The organism is Neotamlana sargassicola, from assembly GCF_020523965.1.
Classification (GTDB): Bacteria; Bacteroidota; Bacteroidia; order Flavobacteriales; family Flavobacteriaceae; genus Neotamlana; species Neotamlana sargassicola.
This window is the reverse complement of the sequence record NZ_JAJAPX010000002.1, coordinates 278271-303077: the sequence shown is the minus strand read 5'-3', so window position 1 is coordinate 303077 and position 24807 is coordinate 278271. Positions and strand designations below refer to the sequence as shown.

At 33.4% G+C, this 24807-nt stretch carries 17 protein-coding genes and 1 tRNA gene; 1 reads left to right on the top strand and 17 read right to left on the bottom strand.

Annotation, left to right across the window (positions count from 1 at the left end):
• Positions 1 to 2: 2 nt before the first annotated feature.
• From LG651_RS06170 to LG651_RS06105, 14 genes are all read right to left on the bottom strand, one after another.
• Positions 3 to 728 (bottom strand): FadR/GntR family transcriptional regulator, encoded by a 726-nt coding sequence (locus LG651_RS06170; RefSeq protein ID WP_226695257.1) that lies wholly within the window; start codon positions 726 to 728, stop codon positions 3 to 5.
• Positions 729 to 905: 177 nt separating this feature from the next.
• Positions 906 to 2225, bottom strand: a complete 1320-nt coding sequence (locus tag LG651_RS06165) for a RagB/SusD family nutrient uptake outer membrane protein (protein ID WP_226695256.1) — start codon at positions 2223 to 2225, stop codon at positions 906 to 908.
• Positions 2226 to 2235: 10 nt separating this feature from the next.
• Positions 2236 to 5442, bottom strand: a complete 3207-nt coding sequence (locus LG651_RS06160; RefSeq protein WP_226695255.1) for a SusC/RagA family TonB-linked outer membrane protein — start codon at positions 5440 to 5442, stop codon at positions 2236 to 2238.
• A gap of 448 nt (positions 5443 to 5890) precedes the next feature.
• Positions 5891 to 8236, bottom strand: a complete 2346-nt coding sequence (locus LG651_RS06155; protein WP_226695254.1) for a polysaccharide lyase 6 family protein — start codon at positions 8234 to 8236, stop codon at positions 5891 to 5893.
• A 10-nt stretch (positions 8237 to 8246) separates the two neighbouring features.
• Positions 8247 to 9524 (bottom strand): Nramp family divalent metal transporter, encoded by a 1278-nt coding sequence (locus LG651_RS06150; RefSeq protein ID WP_226695253.1) that lies wholly within the window; start codon positions 9522 to 9524, stop codon positions 8247 to 8249.
• A gap of 86 nt (positions 9525 to 9610) precedes the next feature.
• Positions 9611 to 10096 (bottom strand): gluconokinase, encoded by a 486-nt coding sequence (locus LG651_RS06145; RefSeq protein WP_226695252.1) that lies wholly within the window; start codon positions 10094 to 10096, stop codon positions 9611 to 9613.
• Positions 10097 to 10107: 11 nt separating this feature from the next.
• Positions 10108 to 11172, bottom strand: a complete 1065-nt coding sequence (locus LG651_RS06140; RefSeq protein WP_226695251.1) for a polysaccharide lyase family 7 protein — start codon at positions 11170 to 11172, stop codon at positions 10108 to 10110.
• Between the two features lie 332 nt (positions 11173 to 11504).
• Positions 11505 to 11577, bottom strand: a tRNA-Met gene (locus LG651_RS06135).
• Positions 11578 to 11699: 122 nt separating this feature from the next.
• A complete protein-coding gene (locus LG651_RS06130; RefSeq protein WP_226695604.1) occupies positions 11700 to 11882 on the bottom strand; it encodes a CPXCG motif-containing cysteine-rich protein in 183 nt (60 codons plus the stop codon).
• 68 nt (positions 11883 to 11950) lie between these two features.
• Positions 11951 to 12775, bottom strand: a complete 825-nt coding sequence (locus LG651_RS06125; RefSeq protein WP_226695250.1) for a Two component regulator three Y domain protein — start codon at positions 12773 to 12775, stop codon at positions 11951 to 11953.
• A 155-nt stretch (positions 12776 to 12930) separates the two neighbouring features.
• Positions 12931 to 14244, bottom strand: coding sequence for a TolC family protein (locus LG651_RS06120; protein WP_226695249.1), 1314 nt, complete (start codon positions 14242 to 14244; stop codon positions 12931 to 12933).
• Complete coding sequence (locus LG651_RS06115) at positions 14234 to 17431, bottom strand: efflux RND transporter permease subunit (protein ID WP_226695248.1); 3198 nt, start codon at positions 17429 to 17431, stop codon at positions 14234 to 14236. The genes LG651_RS06120 and LG651_RS06115 overlap by 11 nt, the downstream gene beginning before the upstream one ends.
• A complete protein-coding gene (locus tag LG651_RS06110) occupies positions 17431 to 18555 on the bottom strand; it encodes an efflux RND transporter periplasmic adaptor subunit (protein ID WP_226695247.1) in 1125 nt (374 codons plus the stop codon). The genes LG651_RS06115 and LG651_RS06110 overlap by 1 nt, the downstream gene beginning before the upstream one ends.
• A 77-nt stretch (positions 18556 to 18632) precedes the next feature.
• The gene (locus LG651_RS06105; protein WP_226695246.1) at positions 18633 to 20543 is read right to left on the bottom strand and encodes an ABC-F family ATP-binding cassette domain-containing protein; all 1911 of its coding nucleotides are present in this window, start codon (positions 20541 to 20543) and stop codon (positions 18633 to 18635) included.
• 87 nt (positions 20544 to 20630) lie between these two features.
• Between LG651_RS06105 and LG651_RS06100 the strand changes: the two genes are divergently transcribed.
• Positions 20631 to 21014 carry a DUF983 domain-containing protein gene (locus LG651_RS06100; protein WP_226695245.1) on the top strand — a complete coding sequence of 128 codons (384 nt, stop codon included), beginning with the start codon at positions 20631 to 20633 and terminating at the stop codon, positions 21012 to 21014.
• Between the two features lie 84 nt (positions 21015 to 21098).
• On the opposite strand, the gene LG651_RS06095 is transcribed toward LG651_RS06100, so the two are convergent.
• The 3 genes from LG651_RS06095 to porM all read right to left on the bottom strand — a co-directional run bounded on the left by LG651_RS06095 (position 21099) and on the right by porM (position 24804).
• The gene (locus LG651_RS06095; protein WP_226695244.1) at positions 21099 to 22151 is read right to left on the bottom strand and encodes an NAD(P)/FAD-dependent oxidoreductase; all 1053 of its coding nucleotides are present in this window, start codon (positions 22149 to 22151) and stop codon (positions 21099 to 21101) included.
• Between the two features lie 98 nt (positions 22152 to 22249).
• Positions 22250 to 23185: a type IX secretion system ring subunit PorN/GldN gene (gene porN / locus LG651_RS06090; protein ID WP_226695243.1), complete on the bottom strand. Its 936-nt coding sequence runs from the start codon at positions 23183 to 23185 to the stop codon at positions 22250 to 22252.
• Between the two features lie 44 nt (positions 23186 to 23229).
• Positions 23230 to 24804 carry a type IX secretion system motor protein PorM/GldM gene (gene porM / locus LG651_RS06085; RefSeq protein WP_226695242.1) on the bottom strand — a complete coding sequence of 525 codons (1575 nt, stop codon included), beginning with the start codon at positions 24802 to 24804 and terminating at the stop codon, positions 23230 to 23232.
• Between the last annotated feature and the right edge of the window lie 3 nt (positions 24805 to 24807).

Below are 24807 nucleotides of genomic sequence, written 5' to 3'. Positions count from 1 at the left end.
TTTTAAAATACATCCTCGGCAATATCGTAACAATATTTATATAACATTGCAAAATGTTTTTTCATTTTATCTTTAGCTAGTTGCGGATTTTTTTCTTTTATAGCCTCATAAATCTCAGCATGTTCTATAATTCTTAACTCGTCTAGTGAGTCATAATCTTTATGATACTTTTTAAAATCAACAATTATTTGAGGTGTTATACCAATCATAATTTTATTCATGGTAACATTGCCACTTGCTTTTGCAATAGCTAAATGAAATAATAAATCTTCTTGAACGGCATCTTCACCAGATCGCAATTTTGTTTCATGAGCATCTAAAGCTTCTTTTATTCTTGCTAAATCATCATCAGTTCGTCTTAATGCCGCTAACCTAACTGCCTTAAGTTCTAACAAAATTCTTGTTTCGACTAAAGATTTAAAATCTGGAAGACCCAAACTTAAAATATCTTCAATCATTCCTTGCATAGCAATAGAACCAATATTAGCTATAAAAGTGCCACTTTGAGGCATGGAAACCAAAATTCCGTAAGATTCTAATTTTAAAATCGCAACTCGTAAAGACCTTCTACTTACTTCAAATTTTTCTGCCAAAATTCTTTCAGCTGGAAGTTTATCTCCTGGCTGTAAATGTTTCTGACTTATTAAATCACTAATTTGAGCAATAATTTTATTTACTCTACTCGTTATCTCTTGATTTTCATTTTTAGATATAATCTCTAAATTCATTGGAACACAAATAAAATTGGTACACCAGTTAAAATTAAGTAAAACTATTCAAATTCTAATGGAATTCAAAGCTAAATTTAAAGGCTAACCAACAAAAACCACAATAACAATGCTGGCTAGCCAATAAAAACTAAACTAACTCGATATTCTAAAATAAATCAAGCTAAATTTTCAAGTCTAATAACCCGAATTTTGAGTTATTACCCCGTTTGTTGAATTTATTTCTGAAACAGGTAAAGGGAATAGATAATAATCGCTACTAATTGTTTCTCCCATTTCTTCGTTAACTGTTCCTGTTCTTACCAAATCGAACCAACGTTGACCTTCGAAAGCTAACTCTAAACGTCTTTCGTTTAAAATAGCATCTCTTACGTCATCTTGTGAGGTTGCCGTACCCACTAAACTGGCTAATCCGGCACGTGTTCTAATATCATCTAACAATGCTAAAATAGTTGCAGATTGTGCACCTGAAGCATTATTATTTTCATTTAAAGTTTCTGCGTATAACAAGATTACATCTGCTAATCTTAATTCTATCCAATCTTGATCTGGATCGGCACCCCCGTACTTAATACAAGTTGCTCCATCGATGGTTAAATCTTTTCTGGTTGTGTCTCCAGCAGCGTCGAAAGCATCTGCTAAATCTGAATCTAACGGTTGTTGCGATTTCGTATCGCCACCAGAATACCAATCGGTAAACTCTGAAGCAAACGTGTATTCATCTGCTATAGAACTAGATACTTGAGAAGCAAAAATTATTTCAGAATTTAAATCGTTGGCAGAACCAAAAATATCAGAGAAACTTGCTTGTAAACTTATTCCAGCTCCAGATGCTGCATTTACTGCTGCCGCTAAATAGGTTTCTGCACTACCAAATTCTCCCATTTGCACATACACTTTTCCTAATAAAGCTTGTGCTGCAAGTTGCGATGCACGCCCGGTTGAAATTTCAGAATTGTCTAAACCAGCAATAGCATCCATTAAATCTGCAACTACTTGAGCATAAACATCGGCTGATGAAGCTCTTTCTAAAATAGAGGTATCTGTTGTACTTGGAGCATCAGACAAATTTATAGTTACACCACCAAATACACGAACCAATTTAAAATAAGATAAGGCGCGTAAAAACTTAGCTTCTGCAATATCAGAACTATCTTCTGAGTTTTCAATAACAATATTTGCACTTAAAATAGACTTATACATTGCTGTATAAAAAGGACCAAAAAATTGATCTTCCATTGACACTAAACTCGAGTTATACTCATCGAAGTCTGTATAAGGAGCCTCTTGCATTAAGGCATTATCTGCTCTAAAATCGCCCATTACCGCCATTGGTGTTGCTCCTCCTAATTGATAAAAATATGCAGCGTATAAAACACTTTCAAAATTAGTTAAAGAGTCGGAACTTGCAATATTATCTGGAAACTGGTCCAAATCGTTGTTGCACGCTGTAGTAAGTACTAGCGATGCTAATAATATGATATATATTCTTTTCATTTTTTTTTAATTAAAAATTAAGGTTTAAACCAAGTGTAAAACTTCTTACTACTGGGCTTTCTCCTACTTGAGTTCCCGAAGTTGTTGGTCCTGCGTAATCACTACCACTCATATTAATACCCTCTGGGTTATATGATGTATAATTATCTGCCATGATATATAAAAGGTTCGTTGCAGCGGCATAAACTCTAGCCGAACTAGCACCAATTTTACTCATTAATTGCGAGTTAATGGTATACCCTAAGGTAATATTACGAAGTGCAATATACGACGCATCTTGAACTAAAGCATCTGTTTGGTCACGAGCTCTGTCATAAAATTGTCCGTTATGATCGGCAATACCATCATTATCTGCATCAAAACTTGCTCGTAGTCTTCCACCCCATTGAGAGTTATAATATAATGGATCGATGTTATAAACATCACCACCTTGAGCTCCTTGGAATTGCATTGCTAAATCAAAGTTTTTATATCTTAAATTCGTGTTGAAACCCCAGTAAAAATCTGGTGTATTTTGACCAATTTTAACATAATCATCAGAATCGATATCACCATCGCCATCTTGATCTACAACATAATATTCGCCACTAGTAATTCCTATATTAGCTGTAGGGTCGTAAACATGTTCCATTTCTACTTCGCCGATAGTTTCTAGACCCCACATTTCACCAATTTCTCCACCTACATAGTTTCTAAATACTGGCCCTCTACCACTTTGTCCGTAAATTTGATCCGGTAAACTCTCTAAACCTCCTAAATCTGTAATTTCTGTATTAACAGTAGATAAGTTTCCAGATACACTCCATGAGAAATCTTGAGTATTTACAATACTTGCAGATGCTTCAAATTCTACACCCGAACTTCTTACATCTCCTGTGTTTAATACAATTGAAGGTGTTCCTAAAACTTCTGAAACACTTTGGTTAATTAGCATATCTTCAATATCTGAAGTATAGTAATCTACACTTAAACGAAATCTATTGTTAACAAAACCTAAATCGATACCATAGTTAGTTTCTGTATTAGTTTGCCATGTTAAATCTGGATTAGCTACATTATCTGGTAATAAATAAGCCGTACCAAATACTGTAGTGCTGGTGTCTGATAATAAACTTAAAGAATCGTAAGACCCTAAGAATGACGTAGTACCTAAAGAACCTGTACTAAATCTTAATTTTAATAAGCTCATTGCAAAATCGTCTCCCCAAAACGCTTCGTTATGAACGTTCCAACCTACAGAAAGTGCTGGAAATGTTTCGAAACGTTTGTTAACACCAAATCTTGAATCGCCATCTCGTCTTACAGAAACAGAAGCTAAGTAGCGGTTATCGTAAGCATAGTTAACTCTACCAAAAACACTGCGTCTGGTTCTAGTTTCGTCTCTTTCGGTTACTGTAATATCTTCTGGAGCTAATAAATTGTAGTTTATGATATCTCCAAATGGCACGTTTGTAGCGTTTAAAGAAGTTCCTTTAAAATAAGTATTTTGAAATTCGAAACCTGCCACAGCAGAAACATCGTGCTTACCAAATACTTTTGCATAACTTAAAGTAGTTTCACTTAAGTATGAAAAACGTTTTAAATCGGTTTGGTCTAAATCAGTTTGGTTTAAACGTTCTCTTGAATCTGCAATTACACCTTGGTAGTAATAATCTTGAGTATCGTTTAAATCTCCACCTAATACGGTTTTAAGGGTTAAACCTTCTAATATTTCGTATTGGATATATGAACTAATGTTCGCATAATAGGTTTTTTGCCATTGCTTTGCATTATCTAGTTTTGCTGCAGGACCAGCATCACCAGAACCACCAATACCATTACCACGTCTACCATAATGCCAATCGTGTGCAAAATCTCCTGGTTGTAAATCGAATATACTCGATGGCTCTAGCCCCAAAGTTCCTCGGGCACCAGCATCGAAAGTTGTTGGATCAGTAACAGTCGTATAATCGTCACCATCACTAAACCATTGTCTATTTAACCCTAAAGCAGTTGCTTGTGCATCTAATTGTTGTACAAATGCTATAGATTCTTCTGTATGATAAATTGGAGAAATACTGTAAGCCCTCATTAAATCTCTCATATCGTGAGCAACTATATCTCTATCTGAAGTAAAACCATTAAAGCTTAAACCCGCTTTAAACTTATCACCTAATTTAGCATCAACATTAAGTCTTGCATTTAATTTTTCAAACCCTTGCGTTTGCACAATACCTTCGGTGTTTTGATACCCCATTGATGCGAAAAAATTCACATTTTCAGTACCACCACTCATGCTAAAATCATGACTTTGCGTATGTCCGTTTTGAAATAACCAATCTTCAACAGCAACAACATCTGGAGAATTTCTATAAGCATTAATTCTATAATCTATTAAACCAGGTACATCTTGTTCCACTTCAGAAACATCGAACGTTCCGTTTGCAATATTCGTATCTATAATATCTGCCCATTCACCAGAAGTTAATAATAAATTATCGCGATACTTACTAGAAAAACTTGTGTAGGCATTATAACTAAAAGTTGTTTTACCTGCTTTACCTTTTTTAGTAGTAATTAAAATAACCCCATTTGCACCACGCGACCCATAAATAGCAGCAGAAGCAGCATCTTTAAGCACTTCCATACTTTGAATGTCGTTAGGGTTTACTGTTGCTAAACTTCCTGAAATAGGAAAACCATCTACCACAATTAAAGGACTAGAATCTCCAGATACTGAAGAAGCAGCTCTAATTTGAATTTTAGGATCGGCTCCTGGTTCACCACTTTGGTTTTGAATTAAAACCCCTGGTAACTTACCTGCTAAAGCATCGTCTACACGAGCAGCCTGTACCGCCGCTACCTCGTCTCCACCAACTTTTGCAATAGCTCCTGTTAAATGTGATTTTTTACGAGCTCCATAACCTACAACCACTACTTCGTCTAAAGTACTGGCATCTTCTTTTAATGTTACTTCAATTGATTTTTGCCCAGTTACGTTAACACTTTGACTAATGTAACCTATATAAGAAAACTTTAAAACGTCTCCGTTCGACACCGCCAGTTGAAACTGACCATCAAAATCGGTTGCTGTACCAGTTGTGGTGTTTGCAACTATAACATTCACTCCAGGAATTGGCATTCCCGCTTCGTCTATTACCACTCCGGATATTTGATATCCGACTTGCGCAAATATTGATATATTAAATACCAAAATTAGCCATAAGCTTAATTTCATTTTCAAATTCATTTAATGATTTATTTAGTTATTAGTAATTTTTAAATTGTTCTTGTTTGTTAATTCAAATTAAAATCTATTGAACTCGCAATTATTTTTAGGAGTCTGATATTTTATTTTTAACACAAAAAAATAGAAGGTAATTCAAATTACACTTAGCCAAAAAAATTGGGCTTATAAGTGAATTCTTCAGGTGCAGTTTTTTTTCATAATATCTTACTTTAATTTAGTTTTTAGTTTTAATTTATTTGGTACACCAAACTGGCACACCAAATTGGTGCACCAAATATATGATTTTAAAATATAGCTTCAAAATTTTTTTATGAAATTTTTAACTTTTATAAAAAACTAAAAATCAATTAATTAACCCGTATAAATCAAAAACCCTAGAGATTTACAAAAAATAAACCCCTAGGATTAAAACCAATATTAAACTAAACTTATATTATCAATTTTTTAAAACTCCCAAGTTGGAGCCATCTGTCGCCTTTCCTATTAACGGCGAATTTTCGTTAAGCTGAAAACTGTTTTTATTAAATTCAGGATTATAATTCCAGCTATTTTTAACGTTATATTTTTGATCGCCTGTGACAATTATATTATCAGATTTATAGAAGTTATTATTAACAACATTTACTATGGGTTCTCCAACCACTAAATGCATATTTAAAGCCTTAGTATTATTAAAAATATTGTTTTCAATAGTATTTACTTGCACACCATAAAGTGACATGGCGGCATCATATTTATTCTTTTTACCAAAACCTACATTATTAAAAACATTATGGTCTACCTCCAAAAATGGGCCAAAAGTACTTTCGTCTTTACCACCTCTATACAACCTTAAAGCAGCCCCTTGCAAATCTGTTACAACATTATTTTTCATTATAAAATACTCTACGTTATATGCACCAATATCATCAGTTTCTTTATCTAAAGCAGCGATATGACCTGAAATATTTTTAAATGTTGAATTTTGAATGCTTATTGTATCGGCAAATGTGCCTTTTGAAACACGAAGCACATCAAAAGAGTGGTTTACAACCATATCTTTAAACTCACAATTATTTATAAAAAGCTTGTAATTTTCTATCATGGAGTTTTTACTGGTACTTATTACCGAATTACCTGCATAGTCGGGTGATTTTGATCCGTCGAACGACACGTTTTCTAATTCTAAACTTCCTCCATTTTGTATTTCGAAAGCCATCATACGTTCAAATAAAATAGTTGCCTTTTTCTCTCCTATTGTTTTAAAAGTTAACGGATGATTTACTGTAACCGCTTTAGTTATTAAATACTCTCCGTCTTCTTCTAGCTCAATAATATCACCCGCTTTCGATGTTTTAACAATATCGTATAAGGTATTAATTCCGGGGTTGACTTTAATTATACTTCCCGAATTTAACGCAACAGCCTCATCATCTTTTGAATACCACGAAACGCCAGTATTTTCTTTTGTTGCAATTTTTGGACTAATTGAAATAGGCTTTATCGCATTGGATGTTGGTATTAAAAACCCTTGATCGTTTTTTACTAATTTAATTTCGGCATTTGTAAATCCATCTTTTAAAAGTGGTTTTAAATTATTTCCTAAAATGTTATCTTTAAATGTTATTCCACTAATATCATCGTAAACGGTAAACAAATCGGACTTAGATTCATGATAAAACACATTATTAGAAATTTCGGACGTCTTTGGAGCTGTACTTCGTTCGGCATCGCTACCTGCACATAATTGAATGTGGTCGCAGTTTATAAATGTGTTATTATTAACTTTGGAATTGATTACCGGAACATAACGATTTGGTGGCGAATTAGGCACACCATTCATCATTACAAAAGCGCCTCTAAAGCGGTAGCCTGTTAAGCCAATATGATAGTTATTTATTACCGTTTGTGTTTCGTTTATTACACGAACTCCACCTGTGCTTGGTTTTCCGTTACCAATAAATACATTGCCATCTACTAAGGTTTCGTTTCCATGACGCATGGTTAAGGTTCCTGTACACTCAAAAAATGTGTTGTATTTAAATGTGTTTTGGCAAGCTTTATTCGAAATAATTTCATGCTCGCCATTGGTTCTATCAAAATAATTAGATTCTACTAGTGTATTCGAGTTCTCTAAAGCATGATGACTTGTTCCTATTCTTAAAGTTTCTCCACCATTATTCCCGTAAGTTGGTCTTGGGCCAAAATAATTATGATCTATTTTATGATGATTGGCTCTGCTCTCCTTGGTATCTAAACCAACAATCATAGTTACCCCTAAGTTTTTCTTACCGACAATATGGTTATGGTCTATTCGATTATTTTTACCATAAATAGTAATCCAATAATCTTGCACTTGACGTTCTGGATTATTATAATTATCGATAACACAATTGGTTAATCTGCTATTGTTTGCCATTTCCTCTCGGCTTTTTCTAAAAGAAATTACAGCATTTGTTGGTGTATATCCGTTTTTAAACACCAAGCCATCTACAATTAAATATTCGCCTGCAAGTTGTAAGTTTGAATTGCCTTCTAAGGTAACTTCTCCTTTAGTTTCAACGGTTAACGTAATCGGTTTGTCTTTGGTTCCTCTACCTTCAAATACTAGTTCTGCATCTTTCCAAACACCATTAGCTAATGTTATAACATCTCCTGGTTTTGCTTGTTTTACGGCATTGTTAAACTCCGATAAATCGTTTACCAACACATCATTTGAACTACTATTTTCATCCTTTTTATTACAGGAAATAAGGACGATTAAAGCAAGAGCTAAAAAAGAAAATTTAAGTTTAGTTTTCATTTAAGTTTTTTTAAAAATATTTAGTCATAATTCCTACCACACCTGTATACGACACTAGGCATGAAAAAAACAAGGCTGCAAATAAACCAATATTTATGGCTAACGATGTTTTATATTCTTTCATTATTTTTTTATTATTTACCATTAGAATAATGCCTAATACCACCAATGGCAATATAAACACATTAAACACCTGTGATAGAATTTGAATTTCGATAGGGTTTGCTCCAAAAGCAGGACCAATTAAAGCTACCAAGCAAGCAATTGCTGTAATTATCCTGAATTGCTTAGAGTTGGTATCGAGCTCGCCGGATTGATAATCGGCTATTAATAAAGGAGCAATTAACAAACATGGAAAAATAGATGACAAACCTGCACTTAAGGCGCCAAAAAAGAAAATAGTTACCGCCCATTTACCAGCAACAGGCTCTAAAGTATTTGCCATATCTAAAACATGATTTACTTCTTTACCTTGATAAAATAGTGCGCCTGCAGCTACTGCCATAATAGTGCCACTAATTACAAATATTAAAATAGCTGCAGTAATAGAATCTTTTTTCTGATCTTTTAAATTACTAATTGTCCACCCTTTTCCTTTAACAAATAAAGGTCTAGATAAAAATGTAGCCGCTGCCATAGTTGTTCCAACAAAAGCCGCCACCAACATTTTACCGTCGGGTACATTAGGAATTGAAGGGATTAAGCCTTTAACAACATCAAGTGGTAAAGGTTGCACTAAACACAAGGACAATACAAACGAAAGCCCCATTAAAGTAACAAAAATGACTAGTATTTTTTCGAAAAACGTGTACTTACCAACTAACATTAGTAAATAGAAAACAACAATAATTACAATAGCGGTAACTAAAACGGTTTCGTATTTTAAGCCTTCTAAACCTTGATAATTTATAGCTAATATTTCGTAAATAATATTGGAAGAAATTCCTAAAATACCCATTAAGGAATTCCATTGCCCAAATGTAATGCCTACAATAATTAATATCGCTAAAGCTTTTCCGTACTTTAAATGCTTTTTAAAACCATAAAGAGCCGTTTCGCCTGTTATTAAAGCATAATTACCATATACAAACATTAAAACCCCAGAAAACAAACAACTTAGTAATAACACCCAAAGTAATTGCATATTGTACTTACTTCCGGCTACTATCATCGATGTTACACTTCCGGTTCCAATAGTATAACCTATTGCAAAAATACCCGGACCAAAACTTAGTACCAGGGCTATTATTTTTTTTAAAAGTGATTTTTTTTGAACAGTTTCAGACATGTTATACTTATTTAGTTTGTTGGTTATTTTTTGAACTTTAAGCAGACATAAGGTGGTGACTTATATAAGATTGCTTAATTTTAAATTCAAATTTGTTTTATAATATGTTTTATGATGTCGTTTGGGTTTAAATTGATATCCACATTTATGGCTCGTTCGGGCGCTTCTAATGTATCGAATTGCGACTGAAGCATGCTTGATGACATAAAATGATTTTCGCGCTTATTCATTCTATCTAAAATTTGATTGTATGAACCAACCAAATGAATCCATTTAACATGAGCTTCAATAGTTGTACTTAACAATTCTCTATATTTTTCTTTTAAAGCCGAACAAACAATAACACAACTATTTTGTTTTAACTCCTTTTTAGCTAAATCATTTAACGTTAATAGCCAGCCTTGTCTGTCATCATCATTTAAAGGAATACCGCTGCTCATTTTTTCTATATTTTCCTTCGGATGAAAATCGTCACCATCAAAAAATGGTATTTCTAAAGATTCTGCTAATAGCTTACCTACGGTACTTTTTCCAGAACCAGACACACCCATAACATAAAATACAGTATTCATACCTATGTTAATTATGGTGCTTCACTTGGGCCAACGGTGGCATTGCTAAACCAAACTTCGGCATAACAACCGTTTTCATATTGTTTTGCAATATCGCCGCCATATGTTTCTGAGCCTGTACTCCAAACTATATTTTTCTCTGGGTCTTTTCCGTTGGTTTGGTTGTAAGCGCCTTGTTTAAAATATTGAATTTCTCCTGCGTAAGCCGAATCGCGCTCAATGCCATCGCGTTCAATAGGCGCATATAAGTTTAAAATTTGTTCTGGAATATCTGCTTTAGTTGCAAAATCCGATTTTAGTAAATTCTTTGTAAACTTAACGGTTTCATGGCCTTCGCTTGTAAAAGTTAAATACATAATACCTTGGTGCACATTTACTTCGTAACTAAAGGTTTCACCAAGTGCAATACCATCTTCTGGCTCGTCCGGGTAGGTGTCTGCAGTTTTACCAACCACAGACATATCGTTACCCCAAACAGCAGTAGAAAAATCCCAACGCTTCGCATTATCTCCTGCTGTATTAATTTCGTAATTCCAGAATACCGACCCTTTTGTATGCCCTGGAAATTTTTTGTAAAATATTTTTAACGGTTCGTTTTCATGACCTTCATCGCTATGAATTTGCCCAACAACAACAGAGTATGAAGCCGCTACTCGCGCATCTCCAGATGTAGAGACATGCATAACCTTTAAAGTTCCTGTTAACTTCCCGCCCGTTTCTGGAATCCAATGTCTTTTTTCACCAAGTTCGGTTCTGGTATTACTTGAAGTTCTGGATGTTATACCTGAATTTGGTGTTTTATAAACCACCCAATTGGTCTCTCCATCTTTTTCAACATAAAAAAAATCGCTTTTGGCATAACCAATTAATGAATCGGATTTAGTACCATCACCAAGCAGAATTTTCCATTTATCCATAAAAGGAATAACGTCGCTTGGATATATGGCTTTATGAGCATTCTTTTCCTTTAACTTTAGTTGAACCTTTCTTTCGGAATCCTTACAACTAGAAAAACAAATTAGCAAACTAAGGAAAACACTTAATTTTAAAGACTTAAAAAAAACACTATAACTCATTGTTTCTCATTTAATTATTAGTTGATATAAGCAACACCCTTAATAGACTTTTATTTAAAATAAAATTGGTGCGCCAATTTGGTGTACCAAATATAATGAAATAATTTATTTAACCTAGTTAAATATAAAATAATGCGAATTATAAACTGTATGAAATAAATGAAATGTAGGTTTTTGAGGACTATTGAATACTACATTTTATTGGGTATGTATTGATTTGATAGCTTAAGCGAAGCTATTAATTTGTAGCAACGAGAAAATTAATAAATTATGGTATTAAAAAACTAAACCCATAAAAAAAGGAGACTCATTTCTGAATCTCCTTAAAGTAGTAGCGGGAACTGGACTCGAACCAGTGACCTTCGGGTTATGAGCCCGACGAGCTACCTACTGCTCTATCCCGCGATATAAATCCTTTAACAACTTTTCTTAGCTTCTAACTTTCGGTTCATAATGCCGACCAAATTGTTTCGGACTGCAAATATACAATCCTTTTTACATTCTACAATAATAAATTTAAAAAAATATTACTGCTCTATGCTAGATGCTTGAAAATCTATAAGTTCCTTATTAAAAAAATTAGTTTCGATTTGTATTGGGTTACAGCAAACTTCACAATCTTCAATATAGGTTTGCCGCGAAACAGAAGTATCTAATAACATAGATATAGTTTCCCAGCAATAAGGACATGTAAAAAATTGTTCCAACATTAAATAAAGGTAAAAAAAATAGTCATCAAAAAAATTGATGACTACCTTTACCATAAAATACTTTTAAATTATTCTTTTTCAATATCCATTGTTGCCGTTGCGTTCTCTATTTGTAAAACACCTAATGCAGGCGGGTTTTTACCCGATATTGTAACGTATTCTTCATTTAAATTATTATCACTTACCATTACTGTGTTTAACTTTTGGTGACTTAAAAACTCCATTGGCATATCACCGGTAAACTGGTTTGTAGATAATAGTAACTCTTCTAAATCTTTTAGTTGTGCTAATTCAACTGGAATTTCACCATACATTTGGTTATCCATTAAACTTAACTTTTGTAATTTCTCTAGCGCACTAATTTCTAAAGGTATTTCTCCAGTTAAAAAGTTACTACCTAATAACAATTCTTTCAAATTAACTAAATCCATTAAACTTAATGGTATTTCGCCTGTTAATTGGTTACTGTATAACTTTAACGATTCTAACTTAGTTAAACTCCCTAACTCTACTGGAATTTCACCTTCAAATCTATTCATAAACAATTCTAAATTAACTAATTCTTCTAAATTTTGAATTGAACTAGGAATAGTTCCTGAAATTTTATTAAAACCAAGATTGATTTTTTTAAGATTAACCAAACTTCCAATTTCATTTGGCAACTCACCTTCTAAATTGTTAAACTGTAAATTTAATTCTACCACTTTATCGTTTTCAATAGTTACACCGTACCAGTTGGAAACAGATGCATTTAAATCCCAAGTCACGTTCCATTGTGAACCATTGGTTGCATTGTAAATAGCTAATAAAGCTTCTTTTTCTGAAGTTGATACATTTGCAAACGAATAAAAGGTTGCAAAAATAAAGGCGAAAGTTAAATTTAAAGTTTTCATAGATGTTAGATTTGGATTAACACACTACGAAGATACAAGAGACCTCGATTAATTGTTAATATTTCCGACAAACACCACTAAATTTTAACATTTTAACATCGTTGAAATACATATTTTTAAGATAAACTGTATTTTAACGAGTATTTCGCTGGTTTTTAGAAGTTAACATTCAATATTTCACCACTTAATTGCAACAATTGGAGTTCGGCTATTTTGGCATCGTACTTGGCACTGTTTCTCGTTAACTCTGCGTTTAATAAATTTATTTGCGCCTGCCTAAACTCTATAGACGTTGCTTGCCCAAGTTTAAATTTTTCCTGAGTTCTATGGAAGTTATTTTGCGAAGTCGCAATATTAGCTTCTTGCAAATGATAAATATTTAGCTTGTTTTGATAATCGTCCCAAGCGTTGTTAAAATCCCGCTCTAAAGTTACAAGCAATTCTTCTTTTTGAATATTTTGAATATCAAGATTAATTTTGGCATTCTTTACACTTGTTATGGTGCTACCACCATCAAATAAATTCCATGTTAAATTAATTCCGCCAGATACACCAGTATTCGTATTTTGAAGCACAAAAGCCAACGGACTATTATTTGTAGTTTCATTCCAACCGTAACTACCTGTTAAACCAATGGTTGGTAAATAGGCCGATGTTTCAGATTTTACAGTTAACTTATTAATTTCAATACTTTTATTTAATTGTAACAAGCTATTATTATAGGTTTTTGCTTTATTAAATAATTCGTCTTTATTTAACAACTGGTTAAAATTAATGGTGGTATCTACATTAAAATTTTCGGTAATGCTATTCCCTAAAACTAGATTTAAATCGCGCTTAAAGTTTATTAATTCTTGATTCGAATTCATAACACTAATACTGTCGTTATTTATATCTACTTCGGCATTTAATACTTCTAACTTTGTAGATTGCCCATAATCAAACTGATATTGAGCTCGAACTAACCTTTCTTTAGATATTTGCAGGGTTTCTTTAATCGCATTGGTGTTTTCTTCTAACTCGGCAACACTATAGTAAACAGCAAACAATTGAATTATGGTATTTTCTATAGTTTCGCGGGCTTGCAATTCGGTTAAATCACGTGTTTGTTTTAACTGTTTATAATCGTACATGCGCCCTAAACCATCAAACAAAGTATAATTTAAATTTACAGAGGCATTGTAATTTCTAGTTTCGGCACCGTTAGCTACCCTAACTTCTCCACTAGCTAATTGACCTTCGGAATTTTGCTTGTTTATGGAACCTCCTGCAACGCCTGTAAGGGTTGGCAAGTAACCTGAATTTAAAATATCGGCATTATTTTTTGCAATTTCTAAGTTACTGTTAGCCACCTTTATTCCATAATTATTTTCTAAAGCTAAGCTAACGGCCTTACTTGGCGTTAATAACTCTTGAGCCTTTAAAATTGGGCAAAACAATAATAAAATATATAAAAACTTAGTGTTCATGGGCTTCATTTTGCTCTTTTATAGCGCGTTCTACTTCTTCTTTAGTTACATTATCTCCTGTATATAACCACTTTGCATTCTTTTTTATACTGTTACTAAACGATAAAAACAGCGGTAACACTAATAATGTTAAAACAGTAGCATAACCTATACCAAATGATATGGCGATGGCCATAGGTTTTAAAAATTGGGCTTGTCTACTTTTTTCAAGTAACAATGGCGCCAAACCAGCCATAGTTGTTAATGATGTTAAAAATATAGCTCTAAACCTAGATTTTCCTGCCTCAGATAGTGCTAAATCGAAGTTCATACCTTCTTTTAAATTGGCATTAAACTTACCAATTAACACCAATCCGTCGTTAACCATAATTCCTATTAAGGCTATAATACCCAAAAGCGACAAAATATTTACTTGAAACCCTAATAACCAATGCCCCCAAGCTACTGCTGTTAAACTAAACGGAATTAGAAGTAACAACAAAAAAGGTTGTGAATAACTTCTAAAAGTAAATGCTATGGTAATGTAAATAAGCAATAATATAATTGGTCCCGCAATTTTTAAGGACTTCATAAGTTTGGTTGCCTCTCTGTTTTGTCCTTCGTATGATGCATTAATTGTTGGATATTTTGATTGCAATTCTGGGATAAAGCTTGTTTTAATATCATCAATTATATCGGTGGCGCTTGTTCCTGGGTCTTTTAAATCGGCATACACCTGTATTTCTCGCACACCTTCTAAATGGTTAATAGCAACTTCACCACGAGCAATGGAATAAGTTGCGATATCTTTAAGGGTAACACGCTCGCCACTTGGTGTTACAATTCGCATTTGGTCTAAATCGTTTATAGAACTGCGGTTTGTACGATCGTAGCGCACCCAAACTTTAATTTCGTCTTGCCCTCGCTGAAAACGCTGTGCTTGGTTCCCAAAAAAACCAGAACGCACTTGCGCCATTACGGTTTGCAGATCTAAGCCTAATAAGTAGGCACTTTCTTTAAGCTCTAAACGAATTTCTTTTATACCGGCAGGATCGTTATCTCCAATATCTTTTAATAATGGGTTCGATTTTAAATACGATTTCAACGCTTCTTTCGAAGCTTTAAGTTCTTCAATATTATTACTTAATAAAGAAACAGAAATTGGGTTACCTCCAAAATTCCCTCCCGAACCATAAATTAATCGTTCGGTTCCAATTACAGGTCCAACAAGCTCTTCTAACTTATTAGTTACTAAAAACGATTTTATTTCGTCTGGCCGTTCTTCACCAGGCAACAAATTTATACGCAAAGTTGCACTAGAGCTACTCGTAATATTAACAATAGTGTTTTCAAAAAGTTCTTTATTTGTTCCTTTTAAATATTTATCGGTTAATTGTTGATTTACAATAAAACTCTTTTCTTCAATCATTGTAATAATCGAGTCGGTGATTTTCTCGTTAGTACCAGTGGGCATAACCAACTCAACTGTTACCGTATCGCTCGCAACCCTTGGAAATAATGTTACTCCAATTACACTTCCTTTTAAAGCGCCTATTGTAATAATTAATAAGCCAACAAAAATGCCTAAAGCCAACATTTTGTATTGAAGTACAAAACCTAAAACAGGTGAATAAACGCGCACTCGCAAATACGTCATTATTCTATCTCCCATTTTATTAATGCCACGCATTATAGAAAAGAATTGTTTTAATTTTGAGGGATTTTTATCTTCAACTGGTGGTTTTAACGCTTTTGAATGTGCCAAATGCGCAGGCAAAATAATTAAAGCTTCTACTAACGAAACCACTAAAGTTAAAATTACAACTACCGAAACTTCAGCGAAATTTTCGCCTATTCTACTATCTAAAAAGAAAAACAACGAAAATGCTAAAAGCGTGGTAATAATAGCTGAAACTACTGGAGGAATAACCTCTAAAGTACCATCTATTGCCGCTTGAACTGGACTTTTACCTTTTTCGTAATGCTGATAAATATTTTCGGCAATTACAATACCATCGTCTACCAAAATACCAATAACGATAATCATCCCGAATAGGGACAGTACATTTATAGTTACATCGAATTGGGCCGCAAAAATAAACATCCCTAAAAACGAAATAGGTAAACCAAAGGCTACCCAAAGCGCCAGCCTTGTGTTTAAAAATAACGACAAAAATATTAACACTAACAAAATACCTTGCCATGCATTTTCAACCAATAGCATTGTACGTTGTTTTAATGGTACTGAACGATCGCTAACAACATCTATTCTTACATTATCGTATTTTTGGTTGTAAGCTTCAATATACTCTTTAACTTTTGTAGCCGATGAAATTAAATCTTCGCTATTGGTACTTGTTATAGAAATATTAACCGCTAAATCCTGATTAAAATAGGTGGTGTTTGGAGTTTCCGAAAATCGATCGCGAATAATAGCCACATCTTTTAATCTCACTATTTTTCCATCGGCAGACGCTTTTACAACAATATTAGAAAGCTCACGACCGTAATAATTTTTGTTATTTGCACGAATTAAAAATTCTTCGGCCTCTGTTTTTACATTTCCACCGGTAACCAAAATATTAGCCTTACTTACCGCATTTGCAACTTCAGAAAATGTTATATTATACGCTAAAAGCTGTGTTTCGTTAACAGCAATCTCAATTTCTTCGTCTGGAAAACCTGAAATTTCTAATTGCGAAATACCATCAATAGCCCTTAAATCGGTTTCAACTTGCCTTGATAAGAGTTTTAAAGTAGCAAGTGGTATGTTTTTACCATTTATGGCGAAGTTTATGGTTTCTCTTACGGCTTCTTGTTTCGACACTACCAAAGGTTCCATGCCTGTTGGGAAAGATGGTACACGATCTACTGCATTTTTAACTTCCAGCAGCATAAAATCGATATTTTCGCCTTTTTCAATTTCAACAGTTATAGTTCCACTATCTTCTTTTGAAACCGAAGTAACACGATCTATACCTCTTAAACCTTTTAAATTATCTTCAATTTGAAGTACAATTCCCTCTTCAATCTCTAAAGGCGAAGCCCCAGGATAAGTAATGGCAATGTTAATTATTTTAGATTCGGAAAGCGGAAAAAACGACGATTTTAAAGCTAAAACACCAAAAATACCAAAAACAATAAATGCTAGTATAAATACATTTACAGCAACATGGTAACGAATAAAATATTGAATTATTTTTTTCATTACTCAACCGTATCTAAAGATTTAGCATACTTTACGCGCATACCTGAATAAGCCCCTGGCACAGATTTTTTAAGTACCACCGTATTATTTGGAATACCTTTTATTACCACCTTCGCATCAGAGAAATATACTGGCGTTACGTTTATAAGCTCTAAAACATTATTTTTTACTACAAAAACTTGGTCGCCATCCTGTAATAAATTCCTGTCCATCTCATAGGCATTAGTTTCGGTTTTTGCATCTAGTTTAGCTTCCAAGTACATACCTTCTTTTAATGCACTATCCTTAACTTCGATATAAGCGGTTATAGTTTGTGTTGTAGCATCAATACTACCATTTATTCTAGAAATTTTTCCGGTATATGTTTCGGTATTATCTAAATCATTTAAAACCACAGATTCACCTACTTTTAATAACGATGCGTAGGTTTTACTTATGGCCACTTCCATTTCGTAAACTGATGGATTTATAAATTCTCCTAATTTTTGGCCACTGCGTATTAAAGATCCTTCGGTAACTAAAGCCTCGGTTAAAATTCCTGTAAAAGGAGCCGAAATAGTATATTTTGCCAAGCGCTGTTCTAAATTCTTAACGCTATAATAACTAGTAACAATGCCGCGACCTGTAATGAAATAGTTTTCCTTATCGGAAGTCATTTCGGGTAACTTAGGTGTTGTTTTACTTAAATCGAAACCGCTTAAGTAATTTTGCCACTTTTGAAAAACATCAGGGAAATCTAAACGTAAATCGGGCATGATTGCCGCAATACTATTATACAATTCACTTTTTGCCGATTGCACACTCGCGTAATATTCTGAAGCATCAATTCTAATTAAAGGCTCTCCAGCTTTATACTCTTGTCCTGGTTTAAATAATTTATTGCCTGTTTTAAAAATACCTTGTACTTCGGTATAAATTTCTAAACGTTGTTTTGCTGTAAGACTTCCGTTGGCTGGAACAACAATTTTAACATCGCTATTTAAAACCGTATCTGTAATTACTGTTTTTACAACTTTTTCTTTTACTGGTTTGGGTTTGTGCTTATTAGCTATAATTGTTTTAGCTCCTAAAATGGAAACAACAATTAATACTATCCCTATTCCGGCAAGTATAATTTTTCGCATTGATTGGTAGTTTGATGGTATATGACTGCAAAACTACCTTATAGTTTAATGCCTTTATCTTAAAAAAAACTTAAAAGTTAGTCTTCTAAAGCCTCTATTTCGAATTGCAATGCTTCCCACTTCTCCATATTATCACTAAGGTTAGATTTTAATTTTTGGTAATCATCAAAAAAACTAGGCTTCGATGTAACCTCTTCGTAATTAACCTCTAATTCAGTATCAATAGCTTTTATTTTCTTTTCAAGCTCACTAATTTTAGCTTCAACATTACTTAATTTATTATTTAGCGACTTTAGTTTTTTCTGTTCTTCGTAGCTTCTACTTTTCTTTTCCTTAGGAGTTTCTTTAACAACCGTACGTTTTTCCACTTCTCGCAAGTTTTCAACGTTTCGTTGTTCTAAATAAAAATCGATATCGCCCAAATATTCTTTTAATTTATGGTCTTTAAACTCATAAACACTATTTGTTAAACCTTGAAGAAAATCACGGTCGTGCGATACTAAAATTAAAGTACCTTCAAAACGACTTAAGGCATCTTTTAATACGTTTTTAGACTTTATATCAAGGTGGTTTGTAGGCTCATCCATCACCAAAACATTAAAAGGCTGTAGCATTAATTTAGCTAAAGCTAAACGGTTACGCTCACCTCCAGAAAGCACGCGTACATACTTTTCTACCTCGTCCCCTCTAAATAAAAACGATCCTAAAATATCTCTAACTTTGCTACGGTTGGTTTCGTTGGCAGCATCAATCATAATATCTAAAACGGTTTTATTACCATCTAAATATTCCGCTTGGTTTTGAGCAAAATAACCTATCTGCACATTATGGCCCAGTTTTAAATTTCCGTTGTGTTTTAACTCACCAACTATAATTTTCGCTAAGGTTGATTTTCCTTGTCCGTTTTGCCCAACAAAAGCCGTTTTACTATCGCGCTCGATAAGTAAATCTACTTCGGTTAAAACCTTTTTATCCCCATAGTTTTTCGAAACCGCTTCGGCTTCAACCACCACTTTACCAGGTGTTATTGAAACTGGAAAATTAAGTGTCATTACACTATTATCATCTTCATCAACCTCAATACGTTCAATTTTATCTAATTTTTTAATTAACGATTGCGCCATGGTTGCTTTCGATGCTTTAGCGCGGAACTTCTCGATTAATTTCTCGGTTTGCTCAATTTGTTTTTGCTGATTTTTTTGAGATGCCAACTGCTGTTCGCGCAACTCTTTACGCAACACTAAATATTGTGAATATGGTTTTGGGTAATCGTAAATTCTTCCTAAAGAAATTTCAATACTTCGGTTAGTTACATTATCTAAAAACATTTTATCGTGCGATACAATTACCACAGCACCAGTGTAGCCTTTTAAAAAACCTTCTAACCAAATAATAGATTCAATATCCAAGTGGTTTGTAGGCTCATCCAGTAGCAGAATATCATTATTTTGCAATAATAGTTTAGCCAACTCAATACGCATACGCCAACCACCAGAAAAGGTATCGGTTAGTTTGTTAAAATCATCACGTTTAAAACCTAAACCTTGTAATATTTTTTCGGTATCGCCTTGATAATTATAACCACCAGCAATTTCGTATTGATGCTGCAACTCGTTAATATCTATCATTAACTGGTTGTAGGCTTCGCTTTCGTAATCGGTACGTTCGGCTAATTGATTGTTAACTTCATCCATTTTAGCTTCTAATTCCTTTATTTCGGTAAAAGCTTCATACGATTCTTCCAGCACTGTTCTTCCTAAAACAAAATCTATATCCTGTTTTAAAAAGCCAATTTGTAAATCTTTATCAGCAGCAATTTGCCCTGTGTCTGGCTCTAACTCTTTCGATAAAATTTTTAACATAGTAGATTTACCTGCTCCATTTTTACCAATAAGCCCAATGCGGTCGCCATTTCCAAGTTTAAATGTTATATCCTCAAAAAGGTATTCGCCTTGAAAGGAAATCGATAAGTTATGAATATTCATCATAGAAATGTAACTTTTATTACAGTGGGTTTATTTTTAAAAAAGTAACTTTGTACTACTTAATTTTGATAGCAAAAATACACAAATATTATGTTTAAAAAAGGCTCTAAACTATATAGCATTTTTACCGGCACTTGCCCAAAATGCCACCACGAATCTATGTATGTTAACAAAAACCCATATATTTTAAGCGAAGCTTTAAACATGCAGGACAAATGTTCGAATTGTGGAACAAAATATAAAATTGAGCCCTCGTTTTTTTATGGCTCTATGTATGTTAGTTATGGCGTTGGAATTGCTTTCGCAGTAGCAGCTTTTGTTATTTCGTTTTTTGTGTTTAATGCGAGCTTAATAAGCGTTTTTATTGCAATAGTAGCCACCTTAATAGTTTTTATGCCCATTATTTTAAGGCTGTCTAGAAATATTTGGATTAACCTTTTTATGCATTTCGATAAAAATTTAGTGAAAAAATAATTTGGAGATTACCCCAACAAATTGGGGTCGGGCTATCCACTATATCTTTTTCTCATACTTCAAAAAAGGATGCCGTTACTATCCCTAATCCATATTTAAGAATCTGTCGATATTAATTTCTGAGTTTAAAGTTGTATTATTTTCAATTGAATTATACAATTGTTGCGCTGCGTAAGGTCCAATCATAACACCACGAGTACCTAAACCATTTAAAACGTGTATGTTTTTATGTTTTTGGTGTGTTCCTACTAACGGCCTTCTATCAATAACTGTAGGTCTCATTCCTGCCACTTGATTTACCACTTTAAAATCGCAATTAATAAGTTTTTTTAACTTACCTATTAATTCTGTTTTGGCTTTCTCTGTTACCTTATAGGTAGTGTCTTTCCACTCATAAGTTGCACCAACCGTATATAAATCCGCTCCTAATGGAATTAAAAACACTCCAGATTTTAAAACAAAATCTATATTTATTTCTGGTGCATAAATTGTAATAAGCTCTCCTTTAGTTCCCACTAACGGTAAATTTTTAAAAAAAGGATTTTGTTTTAAGCCGTAACCTTCGGCAAAAACTATGTGTTTTACACTTATATTTTTATAATTTAAAGCGCCGTCGCTAAAAGCAATTGAGTCGTAATCAAATGCTTCATCAAAAAACTGTTTTTTATTAATTAAATCAGTTTTATAACGTTCTATTAGTGTTTTTACATCTATTTTACCAGAATGTAATACTTCTCCAAACCCGAAAGGTGCGTTTAGTTGTTGATTAGTATTCTTAACAAGATTTGTAGATAAAAATGGAGCTAATAAAGGCTTATCTGAAGCTGTAAACCAATTGTTCTGTTCTTCTGTCGATGCAAATTTTCTGTATACTGGTAATTTATAATCTAACTTAATATGTAATCTTTTTTCAATAGCAGCGTACATTGGTAAAGCTAAATCGAGTTGCTCCTTACTTTTCCAAACCGATGTAAACCTTCGAAGCACAACAGGATTATACAATCCTCCTGCCACTACCGATGACTTCTGTGAGTTATTGTCGAAAACTAAAAAGGACTTGTTATTCGCTCTTAATTGTTCGCAAAAACTAACTCCCGCAATACCTAAACCTACTATTATATAATCTACTTGCTTCACACTGCGAAGATATATAGAAAATAAATTTTTGTGTTAAACAATTACAAAAAACAAAAACGCCCGCTTTTAGCGGGCGTTAATCTATCATAAATTTTGAACTAGTATGTCCACATATCTAATTCGAAATCTCTAATCTTATCTTTAATCCTTTCAGATTCTAGTAATTGCATTAAAGCATCTTCTGCTACATACTCGTGAATAGCACGATCACCTTGAACATTTTGTTCTCTGTAAATATATCCGTGAAAACGTCTTGCATTTAAGATATGATCGAAAGAGAAAGGCATTGAACTATTTTCGTTATTAAATGCTTTTGCTTTATGCAAAACCTCTCTAGCCGATGGGTAAAACACCCAAAACAAAGGAATTGGTTTTTTGTTTATTTCATCATCAGAGTTTTTAAAACGCGCTTCTGGTGCCGCAGGTGCAATCGCTAATATTCTATATTTCATTTCGGCTTGACGCTTATCAAAATACCAGAATCCCTTAATCATATACTCCTGAATATCGGCAGCTGTAATAGTTTCAACTATTTTATACATCTCTGGTAAAATAGAAGGATCTTGTTCGTAATCCTCCATTGAATACCCCATATCGTTTAAATAGTTAGTACCTTCTTCTGTTACAGACGAGAAGTTTAAAACATCGTCTATTTGATTCATAGAACGCTCTTCTTTAAAGTAAGAATCGGCATAAACCGTTTTTATGTCTCCGTTTTGAATAGCCTCAATTAATACTGTAAATAAAGACTTTCTATCGGCAGTCATAATATTCTCATCAATAGGATATAGCAGTGGGAAATTTGCTCTTTGATTTAAATCAACTCTTTCCCATACCATTTTTCCAAATAATATGTCACGATCTCCAACATAACCATATTCCAACGGTTTGTCGTTATCTAAAGAAATTTGCTCTTCTGTTTTAAGCCCAATTTCTTCTGGCGATTTAGCATTTAGTAAATTAAACTGTGCAAAAGAAGAAGATACAGTTATTAACGTTACTAGGATACTAAAATTTATTTTCTTTAAATTCATATTATTATTAAATTTTATTTCTGAAAAATGGTATTAAAAATAAATTAATTGGTTAATTCAACAGCAACCGATGATACCGGAGGTAAAATATAAGTTGAGTTACCTTTAATTCTTGCCTTAATATCAAGGATTTGAACTACATCACCACGCTTTGCTTTTTTAAGAGCAGATTTTGCAGCCGCATTAAATTTTTGACCTGATACAGTTACCGTTGGTTGTCCTGGAACTTTTACACTAAAAGACTTTACTTCTATTGGTAAATCGAAATCGAAATCCTCTAACAAAGCACCAACAACTCCAATTTCTACATTACGTCTTGGTAATTTTAAACTACCTGTATTACCAGGCTTACCAATTAATGTTCCTGTTGGTTTTGGTATGTTTTTAATTCTAAACGTAGCATTATCACTTACTTTAGAACCATCTGGTAAAACACCGTTTACGTTAATAGTAACTTCACGTCCTTTTACTTTAGTAACATCCATAATATACTTTCCGTTACCAACCGATGATAATCCAGGTGCATTTACAGATACTTTATTTGCTGGAACACCTGCAAAAGATATAGTCATTGGGTTTTTAACACCACGGTAAACTACATTCATTTTATCTGCAGAAATGGTAGCAGCATTAGGCTTTGCTACGGTAGCGAATGACGAATTTACAGGAACTTCAATTTCCTCTCCACCTTCACCAAAAATAAGCTTACCTTCAATTTTGTGTTCTCCAACACTACCGGTTCCTATTTTTAATTTTACTTTACCATCTTCTATGGCATATTGGTTTTCGCTCAATGCTCTACCATCTAAAGTTAATTCAACTCTATTTGGTTTTGTAGAAGCATCCTTACGTCCTAATACAATTTGTCCATCGAACTGCTCACCGTTAAAGTAAGCCGATTTTGAAGTTTCCATTAAAGTGGTATAGTTCGTCATAGAAACCTCGCTTGCTAATGTACCTTGTAACATACCAGATAACACTTCGCTTTCAGTAGTTTTAATATCAGCCTGTAGCTGTGTCATTTTAGTTAAAGATGCTACAAGTGGAAAACCTTTGTAGTGGTAATCTAACCAATCAATTTCAATACCATCTCTATTTGTTACATCGTCGGTATTAAACTTTTTTTCCACTTCTTTAACAACCGATTCCATACCTGGTTCAGATTTTAAAACCTCTACAACACCTTCTCTGAAGGAATTCATATGATCTAAAAATTCTTTTCCTTCTTCTGTAAGCTTATCACCTTTAAATAAATGCTCATCTAAGTAATCGCCTTTATCCATTACTTCGTAATCCTTAGGATTATCAACAGTAGCTACCATCTTACTTTTTAAATCTGTAAGAAAACCATCAAATTCATGAGCAAGCTTATCAATTTGATCGGCTTTAGCCTTTAAAGGCAAATATTTATCTGGTTGTTCTGAAGCCTTTTGCTCTAAACTAGCAACAAAGCTCGCATTTCTGGCTTCGGTTGCTTCGTTTGATTCTACCAACTTTTCGTTCATCAATCCGAAAGCTGACAGTACTTCTTTAGACATATTTAATGCTAACATCGCAATGAAGATTAAATACATCAAATTAATCATTTTCTGTCTTGGGGTTAAATTTCCTCCTGCCATTTT